The following is a 21,761-nucleotide window of genomic DNA, read 5'->3' as shown; positions in this document are numbered from 1 at the left end:
ATGGCGATTCGACCGCAGCCCCCAAGGCCGGCACGAGCGCCTGTAGCCGCTGCCGCCAGGCTGCGATCGGCCCCAAAGGGGACGTGACGATTTCAATATCGCTGAAGGCCCTTCGGGCCTTATCGCAGCTTGGCGGCAGCGGCTACAGATGGCTTAACGCTCGTGCAGCGCCTCGGCACGGGCGCGGATGATCGGCTTGAGCAGGTAGCTGAGCACGCTTTTCTTGCCGGTGATGATGTCCACCGAGGCGACCATGCCGGGGATGATCAGCAACGGCTTTTCATCGGTGCCCAGGTGGCTGCGGTCGGTGCGCAGCTTGATCACGTAGTAGGTGGTCTTCTTGTCTTCGTCGGTGATGGTGTCGGCGCCGATCTGTTCCAGCTTGGCCTTCAGGCCGCCGTAGATGGTGTAGTCATAGGCGGTGAACTTGACCACCGCTTCCTGCCCCGGGTGCAGGAAGGCGATGTCCTGCGGACGGATCTTCGCTTCCACCAGCAGGGTGTCGTCCAGCGGCACGATCTCCACCATGTCGCTGCCCGGCTGGATCACGCCGCCGATGGTGTTGACCATCAGTTGCTTGACGATGCCGCGCACCGGCGAGGTGACCAGGGTCCGGCTGACCCGGTCTTCCAGGGCCTTGCCGGTGGCGCTGGCCTTGTTCAGTTCGGTGCGCGCCTCGTTGAGCTGGGTCAGGGCTTCGCTGCGGAACTTGCCGCGGGTTTCGTCGACCTTGCGCTGGACTTCCTTGATCGCCGATTCGGCACGGGGAATCGCCAGGGTGGTGGCGTCCAGTTGCCCACGGGTCTCGACTTCGGCGCGCTTGAGCCGCAGCACTTCCACCGGCGACACCGCGCCCTGGGCCACCAGCGGCTCGGACATGGCGATTTCCTGGCGCTGCAGGCTCAGTTGCTGGCGGTACTGCGCCTGCTTGGAGGTGAACTCGCGCAGTTCCTGCTGCTTCTGGATCAGTTGTTCCTGCAGGCCGCCGACTTCGTCGTGCAACTGCTGGCGACGGCTTTCATACAGCGACTTTTCGCTGGCCGCCTGGCCAGGCACGGCGGCCATGGCATCGGCCGGGAAATTCAGTTCTCGGTTGTCGATCTCCGCGCTCAGGCGCTCGACCCGCAGCAGCATCGACAGGCGATCGGCCTCGGTCTCGCCGACGTTGGACTTGAAGCGCGTGTCGTCCAGGCGGATCAGCGGGGCGCCGGCTTCGACGATCTGCCCTTCCTTGACGAACAGTTCGGAGACGATGCCGCCTTCCAGGTTCTGGATTTTCTGCACCTTGGACGACGGGATCGCCTTGCCCTCGCCCTTGGTCACTTCGTCGATCACCGCGAAGTTGGCCCACAGCAGCAGGAACAGGAAGAAGCCGATGATGCCCCAGATGGTCAGGCGGATAACCCGCGGCGCATCCTCGATCAGCGCCTTGTTGACCTCGGGCAGGGGTTGGTCGTGCAGCGATTCGGTGCCTTTGAAGTAGCGCAGGATCGAGTCTTTGAAACCGGATTTAAGCAACACTGATCTGCCCCTTCTTCAACGCTTCCATCACGACTGCTTTCGGCCCGTCGGCGAGGATCTGCCCGCGGTCGATCACCAGCAGGCGATCCACCAGCGACAGCAGCGAGGCACGGTGGGTGACCAGCACCACGGTCTTGGCTTCCACCACGGCTTGCAGGCGTTGTTTCAAGCGTTCTTCACCCGTGTTGTCCATGGCGCTGGTCGGTTCGTCGAGCAGCAGGATCGGCGGGTTGAGCAGCAGGGCCCGGGCCAGGGCGACGTTCTGCCGCTGGCCGCCGGAGAGGTTCTGCCCGCGCTCGCCGACCTGCAGCTCGTAGCCCTGCGGGTGCAGGCGGGCGAACTCGTGGACGCCGGCCAGTTCGGCGGCCTGCAGCACCAGCTCGTCTTCGACGTAACGGGCGCCGGAGGTCAGGTTGTCACGCAGGGTGCCGGCCAGCAGCTGGATGTCCTGGGCCACATAACCGATGTTGTGGCGCAATTCGCTGACGTCGATCTGCCGGATGTCCACGCCGTCCACCAGCAAGGCGCCGGAGTCCGGGGCATACAGGCCCACCAGCAGCTTGGCCAGGGAGCTCTTGCCCGAGCCGCTGCGACCGATGATGCCGATCTTCTCGCCCGGCTTGACCACCAGGTTGATGTTCTTCAGCGCCGGGTTCTGCTGCCCCGGGTAGGTGAAATTCAGCTGCCGGCATTCGATGGCGCCCTGCAGCACGTTGCGGCTCAGGGGGCGCTCGTCGAAGTTGCGCTCCTGGGGCAGCTCCATCATCTGGTCGACCGAGGTCATGGTCACCCGCGCCTGCTGGTAGCGGGTCAGCAGGCCGGACAACGAGGCCAGCGGGCTGAGGGCGCGGCCGCTGAGCATGTAGCAGGCGATCAGCCCGCCCATGCTCAGGTTGCCGTCGATGATCTGGTACACGCCGAAGACGATCATGATCACCCCGGCCAGTTGCTGGATCAGCAGGGTGATGTTCATCGCCAGGCTGGAGAGCATCTTCACCCGCAGCTCGAGGCGGCCCAGGGTGCCGATGGTCTGTTCCCACTGGTACTGGCGTTCGCTTTCGGCGTTGTTGACCTTCACCGCGTCCAGCCCGGCCAGGGTCTCGATCAGGCTCGACTGGCGCTCGGCGCCCAGGGCCATGGTTTTTTCCATGGTGGCGATCAGCGGTTTCTGCAGGGCGTAGCCGATGCCCAGGGCAATCGGGAAGGCCAGCACCGGAATCCACACCAGGTGCCCGCCGAGGATGGCGATCACCAGGAAAATCAGCAGGGTGAATGGCAGGTCGATCAGGCTGGTGAGGGTCAGCGAGGCGAGGAAGTCGCGCAGGCTCTGGAACTCGTGGATGTTCTGGGCAAAGCTGCCGACCCGCGCCGGCCGGTACTTCATGGCCATGCCGACGATGCGCTCGAACAGCGTGGCCGAGATGATCAGGTCGGTCTTCTTGCCGGCCAGGTCCAGGCACAGGCTGCGCAGGCTCTTGAGAATCAGGTCGAACAGGTAGGCGCCAGTGATGCCGATGGCCAGCACCCACAGGGTGGCGGCGGCCTGGTTGGGGACCACGCGGTCGTAAACGTTCATCACGAACAGCGGCGCGGCCATGGCAATGACGTTGATCAGCAGGCTGGCGGCGATGGCGTCGGCGTACAGCCAGCGCGAGCGCTTCAAGGTGTCGCGGAACCAAGAGCGGGCGCGAGGAATCAGCGAGCCGTGGTTGACGTCGAATTTGTGTTGGGGCTGGGCGAAGAACACTTGCCCGCTGTAATCGTCGGCCAGCATCTGGCGGCTGACGCTGACCTCGCCGCCATCGCTCTCGCTGAGCAGCAGGCGGGCCTTGTCTTCGCCCTGCCAGCCGAGCAGGACGGCGCTGCGGCCGTCCTTGAGCAAGAGCATGGCCGGCATGGCGATGGCAGGAATCTGCTCCAGCTTGCGCCGCAGCAAACGCCCCTGCAGGCCGGCGCGAGCCGCGGCGCGCGGCAGCAGCTCGGCGCTCAGGCGCTGGGAGGGTAAAGGCAGGCCGGTGGTCAGCATGGCCGCGCTGGCCGGCTTCTGGTGCAAGGAGCACAGGGTTAGCAGGGCATCCAGCAGCGGGTCGTCATGCATGCCGCGTGGATCATGGCTAAGTTGCACTCGACTGACTTCTGATTCCACGCTCGGCACTCTTTAACTGTCTATTGGATGAAAAGTACTCAATTCATCCCAGGCAGTTGGACCTTGGGCTTCACATCGTTCTGCACGACGGAAGCCATGGGTGCGACCACTCCCTGGCTCTTGAGCAATTCGCCCATGGTCGCCTTGATTCGATATTGAGTAAATAACTGAATGTTCTTGATTTCCGCCAAACGACGCGAGGCGGTGAACAGTTCATTCTCGCTATCGAGCAAGTCGAGCAAAGTGCGCTCGCCCAAACTGAATTGCTTCTGATACGCCTCACGCACGCTGGCGCTGCGATCGACATATTGCTGGGCGATCGGCACTTGCGCATTGGCGTTGTTCAAGGCGTTCCACGCCAAGCCTAGCTCTTCATTCAGAACACGCAGGGCGTTGTTACGAATATCCAGCGCCTGGGTGGACTGATAGGCCTTGGATTCCAGGTCGGCCTTGTTGCTGCCACCGGCGAACAGGTTGAAACGCATGCGCAGCATGGCCTGCCATTCGTTGTTGTGGCCGTCGATGCCGTCCAGGTTGTTGTCGGCGGTACGCCCAAGCTCGGCATCGAAACGCGGGTAGAAGGTCGACTTGGCGGCTTCGTACTGCTTCTCGGCGGCGACGATGTCGGATTCGGCCGAACGCAGGATCGGGCTGTTTTCCAGCATCTGGCGCTGGGCTTCGTCGAGGCTGGCCGGCAGCAGGGCCATGAAGCCGACCGGGCGCTCCAGCTGGTCCGGCATCTGGCCGACGGCGCTGAGGTAGTTGGTCTGGGCATCGGCCAGGTTGGTCTGTTCGGTGATCAGGTTGTTGCGCGCCTGGGCCATGCGCGCTTCCGCCTGGTCGAGGTCGGCGCGGCTGCCGACGCCACGCTGGGTGCGCAGCTGGATCTGATCGTAGATGCGCTCGTGATTGCGCATGTTGTCTTCGGCCAGGCGCACGAACTCGCGCCGGGTCAACACATCCAGGTACACCTGGGCCACGGTCAGCGCGGTGCGCTCGGAAGTGCCCAGCAACGAGTACGCCCGGGAATTGACGGTGGCTTGTTGACGCCCCACCTCGCTGGAGGTGGCAAAACCGTCAAAAACCATTTGCTGGAGACGTAAACTTGACTCGCTGCGGTTCAGCGTCTCCCAGTGATTGCTCGATCCTGCACGGGTGGTCGGGCTGTCGGTGCCTTCACGACCATAACCGCCCAGCAAATCGACCCGCGGCAAATAGCCGCCCTTGGCCGCTTTGAGCTGGTAATCGGCTGCCAGGCGGCTGTTCACCGCAGCCTGGATTTCCGGATGGACATCCAGCGCTTTCTGCATGGCTTCGGGCAGGGTTTGTGCTTGGGCGAAACTGGCGGCGAGTACGAAGGGTAAGGCTTTGAACAACTGCGGACGCATAGAGGGGTTCCCAGGACTTCTTGTCCCAAATCACAGCAAAACGAGGCGCTGCATCGGATGATGGCAACCGGAATGACCGTATATCGGAAAGTTCAAACCATGAACTGGGTCACACACTTTTAGACAGGTCGCCGCATGAATATCAATGTGACATTACCTTGACGATTGTTTAGGATGACACTCAGAAGGTCAATAGTTTGGCATATGGTTAATAGCAAAAAAATATAGCCAAATTATTGACAAGTGTTCGCGTCAAAATCACGTGTTTCTACACTCTGAAGAACGTCCAGACTGCGTCGGCGTATGCCCGTCAGGAACATGGAAGTCTACTGAACGGTACCCCCCGGAGAATCCTCAATGAGCAGTGTTGTTGCTACCGTCAAAAGCATTGTTGGCCAAGTTTTCGTCGTATCCCCCGAAGGGGTTCGCCGCGTACTCGTTGAGGGTGATCGCCTGTATGTAGGCGACCAGGTCGATACCGGCCTGGCGGGCGCCGTCAGCCTGGAACTGGCCGATGGCCGGACCCTGGACCTGGGTCGCGAAACGCAATGGAGCGGCAGTGCTCCGGACTCCAGCACCGACCTGGCCGAAGCCGCCGAGCAAGCTGCGCCGTCAGTCGCTGAGCTGCAGCAGGCAATCGTCGCCGGTGCGGACCCGACTACCGAGCTGGAAGCCACCGCGGCCGGCCCGACCGCCGCGGGTACCGGCGGCGCTGCGGGCGGCGGCCACAGCTTCGTGATGCTCGACGCCACGGCAGGCCGGGTCGACCCGACCATCGGCTTCCCGACCGTGGGCCTCGGCGCGGCGGGCACCGCGGCGCAAGACACCACCGGTGCGCTGACTACCAATGACAACAGCACTACCACCGAGATCCTGCGCGACTCAACCCTGAGCCTGAGCGCAACCCCGACCATTACCGAAGCCGGCGGCGTACTGGTGTACACCGCCACGCTGACCCAGGCGCCGCTGACCGGCCTGACCATCACCCTGTCCAACGGTTCGGTGATCGTGATTCCGGCCGGGCAACTGACCGGCACCGTCAATGTGCCGCTGGCACCGAACGACACCGTCTACAACGACCCGAAAGAGATCAGCGTGGGCGTCACTGGCATCACCGGCGGCGGTGGCCTGGTCGTGACCGTCGACCCGACGCCAGCCGTCACCCAGGTCACGGACACCGTGGACACCACCACCGTGACCCTGACCGCGGGCTCCAGCGTGACCGAGGGTGGCCAGATCACCTACACCGCGACCCTGACCAACCCGGCCCAGACCCCGGTCACCGTGACCCTGTCCAATGGCTCGACCATCACCATCGACGCCGGCCAGACCGTCGGCACCGTGGTGGTCGACACCCCGCCGAACGACGTCTACAACAATGGCAGCACCGTCAGCACCAGCATTACCGGGGCCACCGGCGGCAACTTCGAGAACCTGGTGCCGAACCCGACGCCGGCGGTGACTACCATCACCGACTCGCCGGACACTACCGGCCTGACCCTGACCGCCAACGGCACCGTCGTCGAAGGCGGCCAAATCACCTACACCGCAACCCTGACCAACCCGGCCCAGACGCCGGTCACCGTGACCCTGTCCAACGGCTCGATCATCACCATCGAAGCCGGCCGGACCGTCGGCACCGTGGTGGTCGATACCCCGGCCAACGACGTCTACAACAACGGCAGCACGGTCAGCACCAGCATTACCGGCACCACTGGCGGCAACTTCGAGAACCTGGTGCCAAGCACCACGCCGGCGGTGACCACCATCACCGACTCGCCGGATGCCACCGGCCTGACCCTGTCGGCCACCGGCAGCGTGGTGGAGGGTGGCCAGATCACCTACACCGCGACCCTGACCAACCCGGCGCAGACACCGGTCACCGTGACCCTGTCCAACGGTTCGACCATCACCATCGACTCCGGTAAAACCACCGGCACCGTGGTGGTCGATACCCCGGCCAACGACGTCTACAACAACGGCAGTACGGTCAGCACCAGCATTACCGGGGCCACCGGCGGCAACTTCGAGAACCTGGTGCCGAGCACCACGCCGGCACAAACCACCGTGACCGATTCGGTGGACAACACCGGCCTGAGCCTGACCGCTACCGGCAGCGTTGTGGAAGGCGGCCAGATCACCTACACCGCGACCCTGACCAACCCGGCCCAGACCCCGGTCACCGTGACCCTGTCCAATGGCTCGACCATCACCATCGACGCCGGCCAGACCGTCGGCACCGTCGTGGTCGATACCCCCGCCAATGACGTCTACAACAACGGCAGCACGGTCAGCACCAGCATTACCGGCGCCACCGGTGGCAACTTCGAACAACTGACGCCCGACACCACGCCGGCGCAAACCACCATCACCGACTCCGTGGACGACACCGGCCTGAGCCTGTCGGCCAGTGGTTCGGTCGCCGAAGGCGGCTCGATCGTCTACACCGCCACCCTGACCAACCCGGCCGGCACGCCGGTCACCGTGACCCTGAGCAACGGCGCAGTGATCACCATTGCCGCTGGCGCGACCACCGGTTCGGTGAGCGTTGCCGCGCCCGCCGACGACGTCTACAAGGACGCCGGCAAGGTCGAAGCCACCATCCAGGACGCCACTGGCGGCAACTTCGAAAACCTGGTGCCGAGCACCACCCCGGCGGTGACGGACATCACCGATACCATCGACACCTCGACTGTTTCGCTGACCGCGACGCCGTCCGTGGCTGAAGGCGGCACCGTGGTTTACACCGCCTCCGTGACCGCTCCAGTGACTGGTTCGCCAGTCGTGGTGACCCTGTCCAACGGCCAGACCATCACCATTCCAGTGGGTGAATCCTCCGGTACCGTCAATATCACGGCACCGAACGATGCCCTGGCCGGCGGCAGCTCCCTGAGCGCGACCATCACCGGTGCAACGGGCGGTAACTACGAGAAGCTGGACGTTGACGGCAAGCCTGCCGAGACCTCGGTTACCGATACCCCGGACACCACCAACCTGACCCTCAGCGCCACAGATACCGTGGCCGAGGGTGGTTCGATTGTTTACACCGCCACTCTGACCAACGCGGCCGGCACGCCTGTGACCGTGACCTTGAGCAACGGTGCGGTGATCACTATCGCTGCCGGTGCGACCACCGGCTCTGTGACCGTCGCAGCCCCGGCTGACGATGTGTACAAGGATGCCGGCAAAGTCGAAGTCAGCATCAAAGATGCTGCAGGCGGCAACTTCGAGAACCTGGTACCAAGCACTACCCCGGCCGTGACTGATGTCACTGACACCATCGATACGTCGACCGTCAGCCTGACCGCGACGCCGTCTGTAGCCGAAGGCGGCACCGTGGTTTACACCGCCTCCGTGACCGCGCCGGTGACCGGTTCACCAGTCGTGGTCACCCTGTCCAACGGCCAGACCATCACCATTCCGGTGGGTGAATCCTCCGGTACCGTCAATATCACGGCACCGAACGATGCCCTGGCCGGCGGCAGCTCCCTGAGCGCGACCATCACCGGAGCAACGGGCGGTAACTACGAGAAGCTGGACGTTGACGGCAAGCCTGCCGAGACATCGGTTACTGATACGCCAGACACCACCAGCCTGACCTTGAGCGCCACCGAAACCGTGGCCGAAGGCGGTTCGATCGTTTACACCGCGACCCTGACCAATGCGGCCGGCACGCCTGTGACGGTCACCTTGAGCAACGGCGCGGTGATCACCATCGCCGCCGGCGCAACCACCGGCTCCGTCACCGTCGCCGCCCCTGCCGATGACGTCTACAAAGACGCTGGCAAGGTTGAAGTCAGCATCAAGGATGCTACGGGCGGCAACTTCGAGAACCTGATTCCGAGCACTACCCCAGCGGTCACCGATGTCACTGACACCATCGACACCAGCACTGTTTCGCTGACCGCTACTCCGTCCGTGGCCGAAGGCGGCACCGTGGTTTACACCGCGTCCGTGACCGCCCCAGTGACCGGTTCGCCGGTTGTGGTGACCCTGTCCAACGGACAAACCATCACCATTCCGGTGGGCGAGTCATCCGGTACCGTGAACTTCACGGCACCAAACGATGCCCTGGCTGGCGGCAGCTCCCTGAGCACCACCATCACCGGCGCTACCGGCGGCAACTACGAGAAGCTGGATGTTGATAGCAAGCCTGCCGACACCTCGGTTACCGATACCCCGGACACTACCAACCTGACCCTCAGCGCCACCGACACCGTGGCCGAGGGTGGTTCGATCGTTTACACCGCGACCCTGACCAATGCCGCCGGCACGCCGGTAACCGTGACCCTGAGCAATGGCGCGGTGATCACCATCGCCGCCGGCGCAACTGCGGGTTCCGTGACCGTCGCGGCTCCAGCCGATGACGTCTACAAAGACGCTGGTAAGGTTGAAGTCAGCATCAAAGAGACCGCTGGCGGCAACTTCGAGAACCTGGTGCCGAGCACCACGCCAGCCGTTACCGACGTGACCGACACCATCGACACCTCGACCGTCAGCCTGACTGCTACGCCTAGCGTTGCCGAAGGTGGTGTTGTGGTTTACACCGCCTCCGTAACCGCGCCGGTTACTGGCTCGCCTGTAGTCGTCACTCTGTCCAACGGTCAGACCATCACCATCCCTGTAGGTGAATCCTCCGGCACTGTGAACTTCACCGCACCGAACGATGCCCTGGCGGGTGGCAGCTCTCTGAGCACCACCATTACCGGTGCTACCGGTGGCAACTACGAAAAACTCGATGTCGACAGCAAGCCTGCCGACACATCGGTGACCGATACACCGGACACCACCACTCTGACCCTCAGCGCCACCGACACCGTGGCCGAGGGTGGTTCGATCGTTTACACCGCGACCCTGGCCAATGCCGCTGGCACTCCGGTAACCGTGACCCTGTCGAACGGTGCGATCATCACCATCGCAGCCGGTGCGACCACGGGCTCTGTGACCGTCGCGGCTCCAGCCGATGACGTCTACAAAGATGCCGGTAAAGTCGAAGTCAGCATCAAGGATGCTGCAGGCGGTAACTTCGAAAACCTGGTACCAAGCACTACCCCAGCTGTGACTGATGTCACCGATACCATCGACACCAGTACCGTTTCGCTGACTGCTACTCCGTCCGTGGCAGAAGGCAGCACCGTGGTTTACACCGCGTCCGTGACCGCCCCAGTGACCGGTTCGCCGGTAGTGGTAACCCTGTCGAATGGCCAGACCATCACCATTCCGGTCGGCGAATCGTCGGGCACCGTGAACTTCACCGCACCAAACGACGCCCTGGCGGGCGGTAGCTCCCTGAGCACTACCATCACCGGTGCCACCGGTGGCAACTACGAGAAGCTGGACGTCGACGGTAAGCCTGCCGAGACCTCGGTTACCGATACTCCGGATACCACTACCCTCAGCCTGACTGCGACCGATACCGTCGCCGAGGGTGGGTCCATTGTTTACACCGCGACCCTCACCAACGCTGCGGGCACACCTGTAACCGTGACCTTGAGCAACGGCGCGGTGATCACCATCGCCGCCGGCTCAAACACGGGCTCCGTGACCGTGGCCGCACCGGCCGATGACGTCTACAAGGACGCCGGCAAGGTCGAAGCGACCATCAAGGACGCTACCGGCGGCAACTTTGAAAACCTGGTGCCAAGCACCACGCCTGCCGTCACCGATGTGACCGATACCATCGACACCTCGACCGTCAGCCTGACCGCAACCGCGACCGTCGCCGAAGGCGAAACCGTGATCTACACCGCGTCGGTCACCGCTCCAGTGACTGGCTCGCCTGTAGTCGTGACCTTGTCCAACGGACAAACCATCACTATTCCAGTGGGTGAGTCTTCCGGCACCGTGAACTTCACGGCGCCAAACGATGCCCTGGCGGGCGGCAACTCCTTGAGCACCACCATCACCGGTGCGACTGGCGGCAACTACGAAAAACTGGATGTTGATAGCAAGCCTGCCGAGACATCGGTTACTGATACCCCGGACACCACCAACCTGACCCTCAGCGCCACAGATACCGTGGCCGAGGGTGGTTCGATTGTTTACACCGCCACTCTGACCAATGCCGCGGGCACACCGGTAACCGTGACATTGTCGAACGGCGCGGTGATTACCATCGCCGCGGGTGCAACCACAGGCTCCGTGACCGTGGCTGCCCCAGCCGATGACGTCTATAAAGACGCTGGCAAGGTTGAAGTCACCATCAAGGACGCCGCTGGCGGTAATTTCGAGAACCTGGTGCCAAGCACTACTCCGGCTGTGACTGACGTCACCGACACCATCGATACGTCGACCGTCAGCCTGACCGCGACTCCTAGCGTTGCTGAAGGTGGAGTTGTCGTTTACACCGCTTCCGTAACGGCTCCGGTCACTGGTTCGCCTGTCGTTGTCACTCTGTCCAACGGCCAGACCATCACCATTCCGGTGGGTGAATCGTCCGCTACCGTGAACTTCACCGCGCCAAACGACGCCCTGGCCGGCGGTAGCTCCCTGAGCACCACCATCACCGGTGCCACCGGGGGCAACTACGAGAAGCTGGACGTCGACGGTAAGCCTGCCGAGACCTCGGTTACCGATACTCCGGATACCACTACCCTCAGCCTGACTGCGACCGATACCGTCGCCGAGGGTGGGTCAATTGTTTACACCGCGACCCTCACCAACGCGGCCGGTACTCCGGTAACCGTGACCTTGAGCAACGGCGCGGTGATTACCATCGCCGCCGGCGCAACCACGGGCTCCGTCACCGTCGCAGCGCCTGCTGACGATGTATACAAGGACGCCGGCAAGGTCGAAGCGACCATCAAGGACGCTACCGGCGGCAACTTTGAAAACCTGGTGCCGAGCACCACACCAGCTGTTACTGATGTCACCGATACCATTGACACTTCGACTGTTTCGCTGACCGCTACTCCGTCTGTGGCTGAAGGTGGTGTTGTGGTTTACACCGCCTCCGTGACTGCGCCGGTTACTGGCTCGCCAGTTGTGGTAACTCTGTCCAACGGCCAGACCATCACCATCCCGGTCGGCGAGTCATCGGGCACCGTGAACTTCACCGCACCAAACGACGCCCTGGCGGGCGGTAGCTCCCTGAGCACCACCATCACCGGTGCCACCGGCGGCAACTACGAAAAACTCGATGTCGACAGCAAGCCTGCCGACACCTCGGTGACCGATACACCGGACACCACCACTCTGAGCCTGACAGCGACTGACACTGTCGCCGAAGGCGGTTCGATCGTTTACACCGCGACCCTGACCAATGCCGCTGGCACTCCGGTAACCGTGACCCTGTCGAACGGTGCGATCATCACCATCGCAGCCGGTGCAACTGCGGGTTCCGTGACCGTCGCGGCGCCAGCTGACGATGTGTACAAGGACGCCGGCAAAGTCGAAGTCAGCATCAAGGATGCTGCAGGCGGCAACTTCGAGAACCTCGTTCCGAGCACCATTCCGGCTGTGACTGATGTCACCGATACCATCGACACCAGTACCGTTTCGCTGACGGCCACTCCGTCCGTGGCTGAAGGTGGCGTTGTCGTTTACACCGCCTCCGTGACTGCGCCGGTTACTGGCTCGCCAGTTGTGGTAACTCTGTCCAACGGCCAGACCATCACCATTCCGGTAGGTGAATCCTCCGGCACCGTGAACTTCACCGCACCGAACGATGCATTGGCGGGTGGCAGTTCTCTGAGCACCACCATTACCGGTGCAACTGGCGGCAACTACGAAAAACTCGATGTCGACAGCAAGCCTGCTGACACCTCTGTTACCGATACCCCGGACACCACCAGCCTGACCCTCAGCGCGACCGATACTGTCGCTGAGGGTGGTTCGATCGTTTACACCGCAACCCTGACCAACGCAGCCGGGACTCCGGTCACCGTGACTCTGTCGAACGGCGCGGTCATCACTATCGCCGCCGGCGCCACCACGGGCATCGTAACCGTGGCGGCTCCTGCCGACGACGTCTACAAAGACGCCGGCACCGTGCAAGCCACCATCCAGACCGCCACCGGCGGCAACTTCGAGAACCTGGTACCAAACACTGCACCGGCGGTGACCAACGTCACCGACACCATCGACACTTCGACCGTCAGCCTAACCGCGACGCCTAGTGTTGCTGAAGGTGGTGTTGTCGTTTACACCGCGTCCGTGACTGCGCCAGTGACTGGCTCGCCAGTTGTGGTGACCCTGTCCAACGGCCAGACCATTACCATCCCAGTCGGCGCCAGCAGTGGTACCGTGAATTTCGTCGCGCCTAACGACGCACTGGCGGGCGGCAGCTCTCTGAGCACCACCATCAAGGAAGCTACCGGCGGTAATTACGAGAAGCTGGACGTCGACAGCAAACCGGCCGAAACCTCGGTTACCGACACCCCGGACACTACTACTCTGAGCCTGACGGCGACTGACACTGTCGCCGAGGGCGGCTCGATCGTTTACACCGCCACCCTGACCAATGCGGCCGGCACGCCTGTAACCGTAACGTTGTCGAACGGTGCAGTGATTACCATCGCAGCAGGCGCTACCACTGGCTCCGTCACCGTCGCAGCGCCTGCTGACGATGTATACAAGGACGCCGGCAAGGTCGAAGCGACCATCAAGGACGCTACCGGCGGCAACTTTGAAAACCTGGTGCCAAGCACCACGCCTGCCGTCACCGATGTGACCGATACCATCGACACCTCGACCGTCAGCCTGACCGCCACTCCTAGCGTCGCCGAGGGTGGCACCGTGGTTTACACCGCGTCGGTCACCGCTCCAGTAACCGGCTCCCCGGTAGTCGTCACTCTGTCCAACGGTCAGACCATCACCATCCCTGTAGGTGAATCCTCCGGCACCGTAAACTTCACAGCCCCGAATGATGCCTTGGTGGGTGGTAGCTCCCTGAGCACCACCATTACCGGTGCGACTGGCGGCAACTACGAGAAGCTCGACGTCGACAGCAAACCTGCCGACACCTCGGTCACCGATACCCCGGACACCACCAGCCTGACCCTCAGCGCGACCGATACTGTGGCTGAGGGTGGTTCGATTGTTTACACCGCCACTCTGACCAACGCAGCCGGGACTCCGGTCACCGTGACTCTGTCGAACGGCGCGGTCATCACTATCGCCGCCGGCGCCACCACGGGCACCGTAACCGTGGCGGCTCCTGCCGACGACGTCTACAAAGATGCCAGTACCGTAGAAGCCACAATCAAAACTGCTACTGGCGGCAACTTCGAGAATCTGGTGCCGAGCACGACTCCAGCCGTCACCAACGTGACCGACACCATCGACACTTCGACTGTGTCGCTGACCGCTACTCCGTCTGTGGCTGAAGGCGGTACCGTGGTTTACACCGCGTCCGTCACTGCTCCAGTGACCGGTTCGCCGGTAGTCGTCACTCTGTCGAACGGCCAGACCATCACCATCCCAGTGGGCGAGTCCTCCGGTACTGTGAATTTCACAGCCCCGAATGATGCCTTGGTGGGTGGTAGCTCCCTGAGCACCACGATCACCGCTGCAACGGGTGGCAACTACGAGAAGCTCGATGTCGACAGCAAACCTGCTGACACCTCGGTGACCGATACCCCGGACACCACCAACCTGACCTTGAGCGCCACCGAAACCGTGGCCGAGGGCGGTTCGATCGTTTACACCGCTACCCTGACCAATGCCGCGGGCACTCCAGTGACCGTGACCTTGAGCAACGGCGCCGTGATTACTATCGCAGCAGGTGCCACTACTGGTTCCGTGACCGTCGCAGCCCCCGCAGATGACGTTTACAAAGATGCCGGCAAAGTCGAAGTCAGCATCAAAGAGACCGCTGGCGGTAATTTCGAGAATCTCGTTCCAAGCACCACTCCGGCTGTGACTGATGTCACTGACACTATCGACACCAGCACCGTTTCGCTGACCGCGACGCCGTCCGTGGCAGAAGGCGGCACCGTGGTTTACACCGCGTCCGTGACAGCCCCAGTGACTGGTTCGCCAGTCGTTGTCACTCTGTCCAACGGTCAGACCATCACCATCCCGGTGGGTGAGTCGTCCGGCACCGTGAACTTCACCGCACCAAACGATGCCTTGGCGGGTGGCAGCTCCCTGAGCACCACCATCACTGGCGCCACCGGCGGCAACTACGAAAAACTCGATGTCGACAGCAAGCCTGCCGACACATCGGTTACCGATACGCCGGATACCACTACCCTCAGCCTGACTGCGACCGATACCGTGGCAGAAGGCGGATCGATCGTTTACACCGCCACCCTGACCAACGCCGCGGGCACGCCTGTGACCGTGACTCTGAGCAATGGCGCGGTAATCACCATCGCCGCCGGCGCCACCACCGGCACCGTGACCGTGGCCGCTCCAGCTGATGATGTGTACAAGGATGCCGGCAAAGTCGAAGTCAGCATCAACGATGCTGCAGGCGGCAACTTCGAGAACCTGGTTCCGAGCACCATCCCAGCGGTCACCGATGTCACTGACACCATCGATACCAGCACTGTTTCGCTGACAGCCACTCCATCTGTGGCCGAAGGCGGCACCGTGGTTTACACCGCGTCCGTGACCGCTCCAGTAACCGGTTCGCCGGTTGTAGTGACCCTGTCCAACGGCCAGACCATCACCATCCCGGTGGGTGAGTCGTCCGGCACCGTGAACTTCACCGCGCCAAACGATGCCCTGGCGGGCGGTAGCTCCCTGAGCACCACCATCACCGACGCTACCGGCGGCAACTACGAGAAGCTGGATGTTGATAGCAAGCCAGCGGACACCTCGGTTACCGATACTCCGGATACCACTACCCTCAGCCTGACAGCGACCGACACCGTCGCTGAAGGTGGATCGATCGTTTACACCGCTACCCTGACCAATGCCGCGGGCACGCCTGTAACCGTGACTTTGTCGAACGGTGCAGTGATTACTATTGCCGCCGGTGCAACTACGGGTTCCGTGACCGTGGCCGCTCCAGCCGATGACGTCTACAAAGACGCCGGCACCGTGCAAGCCACCATCCAGACCGCCACCGGTGGCAATTTCGAAAACCTGGTACCAAACACCACGCCTGCGGTCACCAATGTGACCGACACCATCGACACCAGCACCGTTTCGCTGACGGCCACGCCGTCCGTGGCCGAAGGTGGCGTCGTGGTCTACACCACATCGGTCACCGCTCCAGTGACGGGTTCGCCGGTCGTGGTAACCCTGTCGAACGGCCAGACCATCACCATCCCGGTGGGTGAGTCGTCCGGCACCGTGAACTTCACTGCGCCAAACGACGCACTGGTCGGCGGCAGTTCCCTGAGCACCGCCATCACTGGCGCAACGGGCGGCAACTACGAAAAACTGGCGGTCGACAGCAATCCGGCCAACACCACGGTCACCGATACGCCGGACACCACGTCCCTGACCCTCAGCGCCACCAGCACCGTGGCCGAGGGTGGCTCGATCGTCTACACCGCCACCCTGACCAACGCCGCCGGCACTCCGGTGACCGTGACCCTGAGCAACGGCGCGGTGATCAACATCGCCGCCGGCGCCACCACTGGCACCGTGACCGTGGCCGCTCCAACCGATGACGTCTACAAAGACGCAGGCACTGTGCAAGCCACGATCCAGACCGCCACCGGTGGCAACTTCGAGAACCTGGTACCGAGCACTACGCCTGCGGTCACCAACGTCACCGACACCATCGATACCTCGACCGTCAGTCTCACCGCGACTTCGAATGTGGCCGAAGGCGGCACCGTGGTTTACACCGCGTCGGTTACCGCTCCAGTAACCGGTTCGCCGGTCGTGGTCACTCTGTCCAATGGCCAGACCATCACCATTCCGGTCGGCGCCAGCAGCGGTACCGTAAATTTCGTGGCGCCTAACGATGCCTTGGCGGGTGGCAGCTCCCTGAGCACCACCATCACCAACGCCACCGGCGGCAACTACGAAAAACTGGCGGTCGACAGCAATCCGGCCAACACCACAGTCACCGATACGCCGGACACCACGTCCCTGACCCTCAGCGCCACCAACACCGTGGCCGAGGGTGGCTCGATCGTCTACACCGCGACCCTGACCAACGCCGCCGGCACGGCCATGACCGTAACCCTGAGCAACGGCGCGGTGATCAACATCGCCGCCGGCGCCACCACCGGCAGCGTGACCGTGGCCGCGCCGAGTGACGACGTCTACAAGGACGCCGGCACCGTGCAAGCCACCATCCAGACCGCCACCGGCGGCAACTTCGAGAATCTGGTACCCAGCACTGTACCGGCTGTGACCAACGTCACCGACACCATCGACACCTCGACCGTCAGCCTGAAGGCGACGCCGTCGGCGGTCGAAGGCGGCGCCGTGACCTACACCGCCACCGTGACCTCGCCGGTCACCGGCAGCCCGGTCGTGGTGACCCTGGCCAATGGCGAGAAGATCACCATCGCGGTCGGCCAGACCACCGGGTCGGTGAGCATCACCGCGCCTAACGATGTCCTGGTTGGCCACACGCCACTGAGCAACTCGATCAGCACCGTCAGCGGCGGCAACTTCGAGAACCTGGTGGCCGACAAGACGCCGGTCAGCACCACCGTGACCGACACTCCGGACACCACCAACCTGTCGCTCAGCGCCACCAGCACCGTGGCCGAAGGCGGTTCGATCGTCTACACCGCGACCCTGACCAACGCCACCGGCACGGCCATGACCGTGACCCTGAGCAACGGCGCGGTGATCAACATCGCCGCCGGCGCCACCACCGGCAGCGTGACCGTGGCCGCGCCGAGCGACGATGTGTACATCGACGCCGGCAACGTCAGCGCCAGTATCGCCAGCACCACCGGCGGCAACTTCGAGAACCTGGTGCCAAGCACCACGCCGGCCGTGACCAGCGTCACCGACACCATCAACACCACAACTGTGAGCATCAACGGCAGCACCTCGGTCACCGAAGGCCAGGCCGCGACCTACACCGTCAGCCTGACCAGCCCGGCGCAAACCGAGGTCACCCTGAAGATCAGCTACAGCGGCACCGCCGCCGACGGCTCGGACTTCACCGGCGTGTACACCGTGAAGATCCCGGCGGGCTCCAGCAGCGCCAGCTTCAACGTCGCCACCATCGACGACAAGATCACCGAGGGCACGGAAAACTTCGTGGTCAAGATCGACTCGGCCAGCGGCGGCAACTTCGAGAACCTGGTGGTCAGCGACACCAATGGCAGCGTCACCACTTCGATCATCGACAACGATGCGCCACCGGTCCTCGACCTGGATGCCAACAACTCCAGCGGCGCCACCGGGGCCGACTACAAGGTGACCTTCACCGAAGGCACCAGCGGCCCAGGCGTGTCCATTGGCGATACCGACCTGTCGATCACCGACCCGGACAGCACGATGCTGACCGGCGCCACCATCGTGCTGACCAACCGTCAGCCGGGCGATGAGCTGAACCTGGGCAACAGCGTCAACGGCATCACCATCAATGCCAACAGCCAGGCGGGCACCATCACCCTGACCCTGTCCGGCAATGCGACGCTGGCCGACTACATGCAGCAGATCAAGAACATCACCTTCACCAACAACAGTGAGGACCCGAGCACCACGCCGCGGACCATCACCGTGACGGTGACCGATGGCAGCAACTACTCCAACGTCGCCACCACCACGGTCAACGTGGTGGCGGTGAACGACGCGCCAGTGGCCACCGGCGGCGCCGTGACCGGCACCGAAGACACCGCCCTGACCCTGACCTGGGCCACCTTCGGCGTCAGCGACGTGGACAGCCCTGTGGCCAGCCTCGGGGTGAAAATCACCCAGCTGCCAGGCGACGGCAAGCTGCAATACCTCGACGGCTCGACCTGGAAGGACGTGGCCAGCAACCAGACCTTCAGCAAGGCCGATATCGACGCCGGCAAGCTGCGCTTCACCCCGGATGCCAACGAGTCGGGTGTCGACGGCTACAACGGCAGTGGCGTGGGCAACCAGCAGGCCGACTACGCGCAGATCAAGTTCCAGCCAACCGACGGCCAGGCCCTGGGTACCACCGGCACCGTGAAGATCGACATCACCCCGGTGGCCGATGCGCCGACCCTGGGCGTGGCGAGCAACAGCGTGAACTCCATCGGCCTGCTCAAGGAGTCCTGGACCAGCCTCAGCGGCCTGGGCACCAACGGCAGCGGCATCACCGGCGATGCGCTGAAAACCGTGTTCAACAACTCCGGCAACCCGACCAGCAGCACGACGGTGACCAACGCCCAGTCCGACGCCAGCGTGGCCGGCGGCAGCGGCTCGAAGACCTCCGGCCTGATCTACCTCGAAGCCGGCAAGACCTACAGCTTCAGCGGTGTCGGCGACGACAGCCTGCTGATCACCATCGGTGGCAAGAACGTGGCCACCGCGACCTGGGGGGCCGGTGGCAGCATCAGCGGTTCGTTCACCCCGACCACCAGCGGCTACTACACCCTGGACATCTACCACGCCAACCAGAGCGGCCCGGGCAGCTATGACGTCAACCTGTCGGTCAATGGCAGCACACCGGTCGACCTGAGCAACGCCAACATCCCGATGTACCCGAGCGAAACCGCGCTGAACAATGCCGGCGTCACCCTTTCCGAGCTGCACGGCAGCAACGGCGAGGGCTACTACGACGGCTACAAGCTCAACGAGGGTGCCGAAGGTGGCAGCGTCAAGCTGTCGAAGATCACCACCGCCCTGACCGATACCGACGGCTCGGAAAGCCTGAGCGTGAAGATCGGCGGCATTCCGGCCGGTTCGGTGCTCAGCGATGGCGCCGGTCATACCTTCACCGCGGGCGGCAGCGTCAGCGAAGTCAATGTCACCGGCTGGAACCTGGGTACGCTGACGATCACCCCACCGTCGCACTACAACGGCTCGTTCAACCTGACCGTGACCTCGACTTCCACCGAGTCCCTGGGCGGCTCGGCCAGCAGCACCGCGCAGATCCCGGTCACGGTGTACCCGGCGACCTACAGCGCCAGCGTCGCCACAGCGGGCGACGACAACTTCGTCGGCACCGAGGGCAACGACATCATGGTCGCCGACGTCGCCGGCCTGAACGTGGTGCAAGGCAAGAACTACAACATCGCGTTCATGGTCGACAGCTCCGGCAGCATGAGCGACGCCTCGCTCACCGCCGCCAAGAACTCGCTGACTACGGTGTTCAATACCCTGAAGAACAGCCTGGGCAGCAGCACCTCAGGCACCGTGAACATCTTCCTGGCGGACTTCGATACCCAGGTCAACAAGCAGGTTTCGGTAAACCTCAACGATCCGAACGCCCTGACCCAGCTCAAGGCGATTCTGGACAGCATGGCGTCCGGCGGCGGCACCAACTACGAGGACGTGTTCAAGACCACGGCCAACTTCTTCCAGAGCAGTGCAGCCACCAGCAATACCAACGCCACCAACCTGACGTACTTCATCACCGACGGTAAACCGACGTACTACCAGTCCGGCGAGCAGACCAACCCGATCCTGTACGGCAGCGTCAGGCTCGATAACGTGATCACGACCAGCAACTATCAGCTGGGCGATACCGTCCGGCTGCAACCGGACAGCACGCACCTGATCGATATCAACAGCAGCGGCAGCGTCACGGTATGGACGCAGGCCTGGGGCAGCTGGTCCAGTTACAACGCTGGCACCCTGCATGCCCAGGGCGATGGCACCTATGAGCTGTCCAGCCTGGCCGGCGCGGGCAGCTACACCAACAACGCCACCACCAGCAACTCCAGCAGCAGCTTCACCCTGCTGAGCAACCTGTCGCAGGTGGAAGCGATTGGCCTGAACAACGATGTCAGCCTCAACGACCTGCGGCCGTACGACACCGACAGCACACCACAGACCAATATCGACCCGTCGAACCTGGCCGACGCTATCCTCGGCCATACCGAAGCGACCATGCCGGGAGCCGACACGGTCAGCGGCGGCAACGGCAACGACATCCTCTTCGGCGACCTGGTGAGCTTCAACGGCATCGCCGGCGAGGGCTACCAGGCCATGCAGGCCTTCGTGGCGCAGAAGACCGGCGTGGCCGCGAGCAGCGTCACCACCAGCAACGTGCACCAGTACATCACCGAGCACTACACCGATTTCGATGTGTCCGGGGCCCATGACGGCAATGACACGCTGCTGGGCGGTGCCGGCAACGACATCATCTTCGGCCAGGGCGGCAACGACCTGCTCGACGGTGGCAAAGGCAACGACATCCTGTTGGGCGGTACCGGCAACGACACGCTGATCGGTGGCGCGGGCAATGACATCCTGATCGGCGGCTCGGGTGCCGACACCTTCGTCTGGAAGGCCGGCGACACCGGCAATGATGTGATCAAGGACTTCAAGGCCAGCGAAGGCGACCGTATCGACCTGCGGGACCTGTTGCAGGGCGAGAGCGCCAGCACCATCGACAACTTCCTGAAGATCACCACGGTGGACGGTACCTCGACCCTGCAGGTCAGTTCCGAAGGCAAGCTCAACGCGGCCGGCGGCATTGCCAACGCGGACGTGACGATCAAGCTGGAGGGCAACAACTGGTCCAACACCAACATCAACTCGCTGATCGCCGGTAGCGACCCGACCATCAAGATCGATCACAACAACAGCTGATCCACGGTCGACCGGCCACCCGTCCTGGGTGGCCGGTTCTTCCCACCGTGACGATTGTGCCGCCACGTCGCATACTCGCGACCAAAGCGCGCCGTTGGCCTATGCTG

Annotated in this window: 4 protein-coding genes; 1 reads left to right on the top strand and 3 read right to left on the bottom strand. The window is 63.2% G+C overall.

What is annotated here, in order from left to right; all coding sequences use genetic code 11:
- Window positions 1-153 precede the first annotated feature (153 nt).
- Genes C4K27_RS00740 through C4K27_RS00730 form a run of 3 tightly spaced genes read right to left on the bottom strand, consistent with a single transcriptional unit; the run spans window position 154 to window position 5,055 of the window.
- Complete coding sequence (locus tag C4K27_RS00740; RefSeq protein WP_007928658.1) at window positions 154-1,521, bottom strand: HlyD family type I secretion periplasmic adaptor subunit; 1,368 nt, start codon at window positions 1,519-1,521, stop codon at window positions 154-156.
- Complete coding sequence (locus C4K27_RS00735) at window positions 1,511-3,667, bottom strand: type I secretion system permease/ATPase (RefSeq protein ID WP_037035296.1); 2,157 nt, start codon at window positions 3,665-3,667, stop codon at window positions 1,511-1,513. Before C4K27_RS00735 ends, C4K27_RS00740 begins: the two co-directional genes overlap by 11 nt.
- Before the next feature lie 38 nt (window positions 3,668-3,705).
- A complete protein-coding gene (locus C4K27_RS00730; protein WP_007928660.1) occupies window positions 3,706-5,055 on the bottom strand; it encodes a TolC family outer membrane protein in 1,350 nt (449 codons plus the stop codon).
- 357 nt (window positions 5,056-5,412) lie between these two features.
- Here C4K27_RS00730 and C4K27_RS00725 point away from each other — a divergent pair, with 357 nt between their 5' ends.
- Entirely contained in the window at window positions 5,413-21,654 is a 16,242-nt protein-coding gene (locus tag C4K27_RS00725) for a LapA family giant adhesin (protein ID WP_053259168.1), read from the top strand.
- Window positions 21,655-21,761 lie beyond the last annotated feature (107 nt).

Origin of the sequence: Pseudomonas chlororaphis subsp. chlororaphis, assembly GCF_003945765.1 — a bacterium.
In the GTDB taxonomy this organism is placed as follows: Bacteria; Pseudomonadota; Gammaproteobacteria; order Pseudomonadales; family Pseudomonadaceae; genus Aquipseudomonas; species Aquipseudomonas chlororaphis.
The sequence above is the reverse complement of the archived record's forward strand: the minus strand, read 5'-3'. Positions and strand labels throughout refer to the sequence as shown.

Coding starts and splice junctions, on each gene's coding strand:
- C4K27_RS00730 (WP_007928660.1), bottom strand. CDS start 5,055: ATGCGTCCGCAGTTGTTCAAAGCCTTACCCTTCGTACTCGCCGCCAGT.
- C4K27_RS00725 (WP_053259168.1), top strand. CDS start 5,413: ATGAGCAGTGTTGTTGCTACCGTCAAAAGCATTGTTGGCCAAGTTTTC.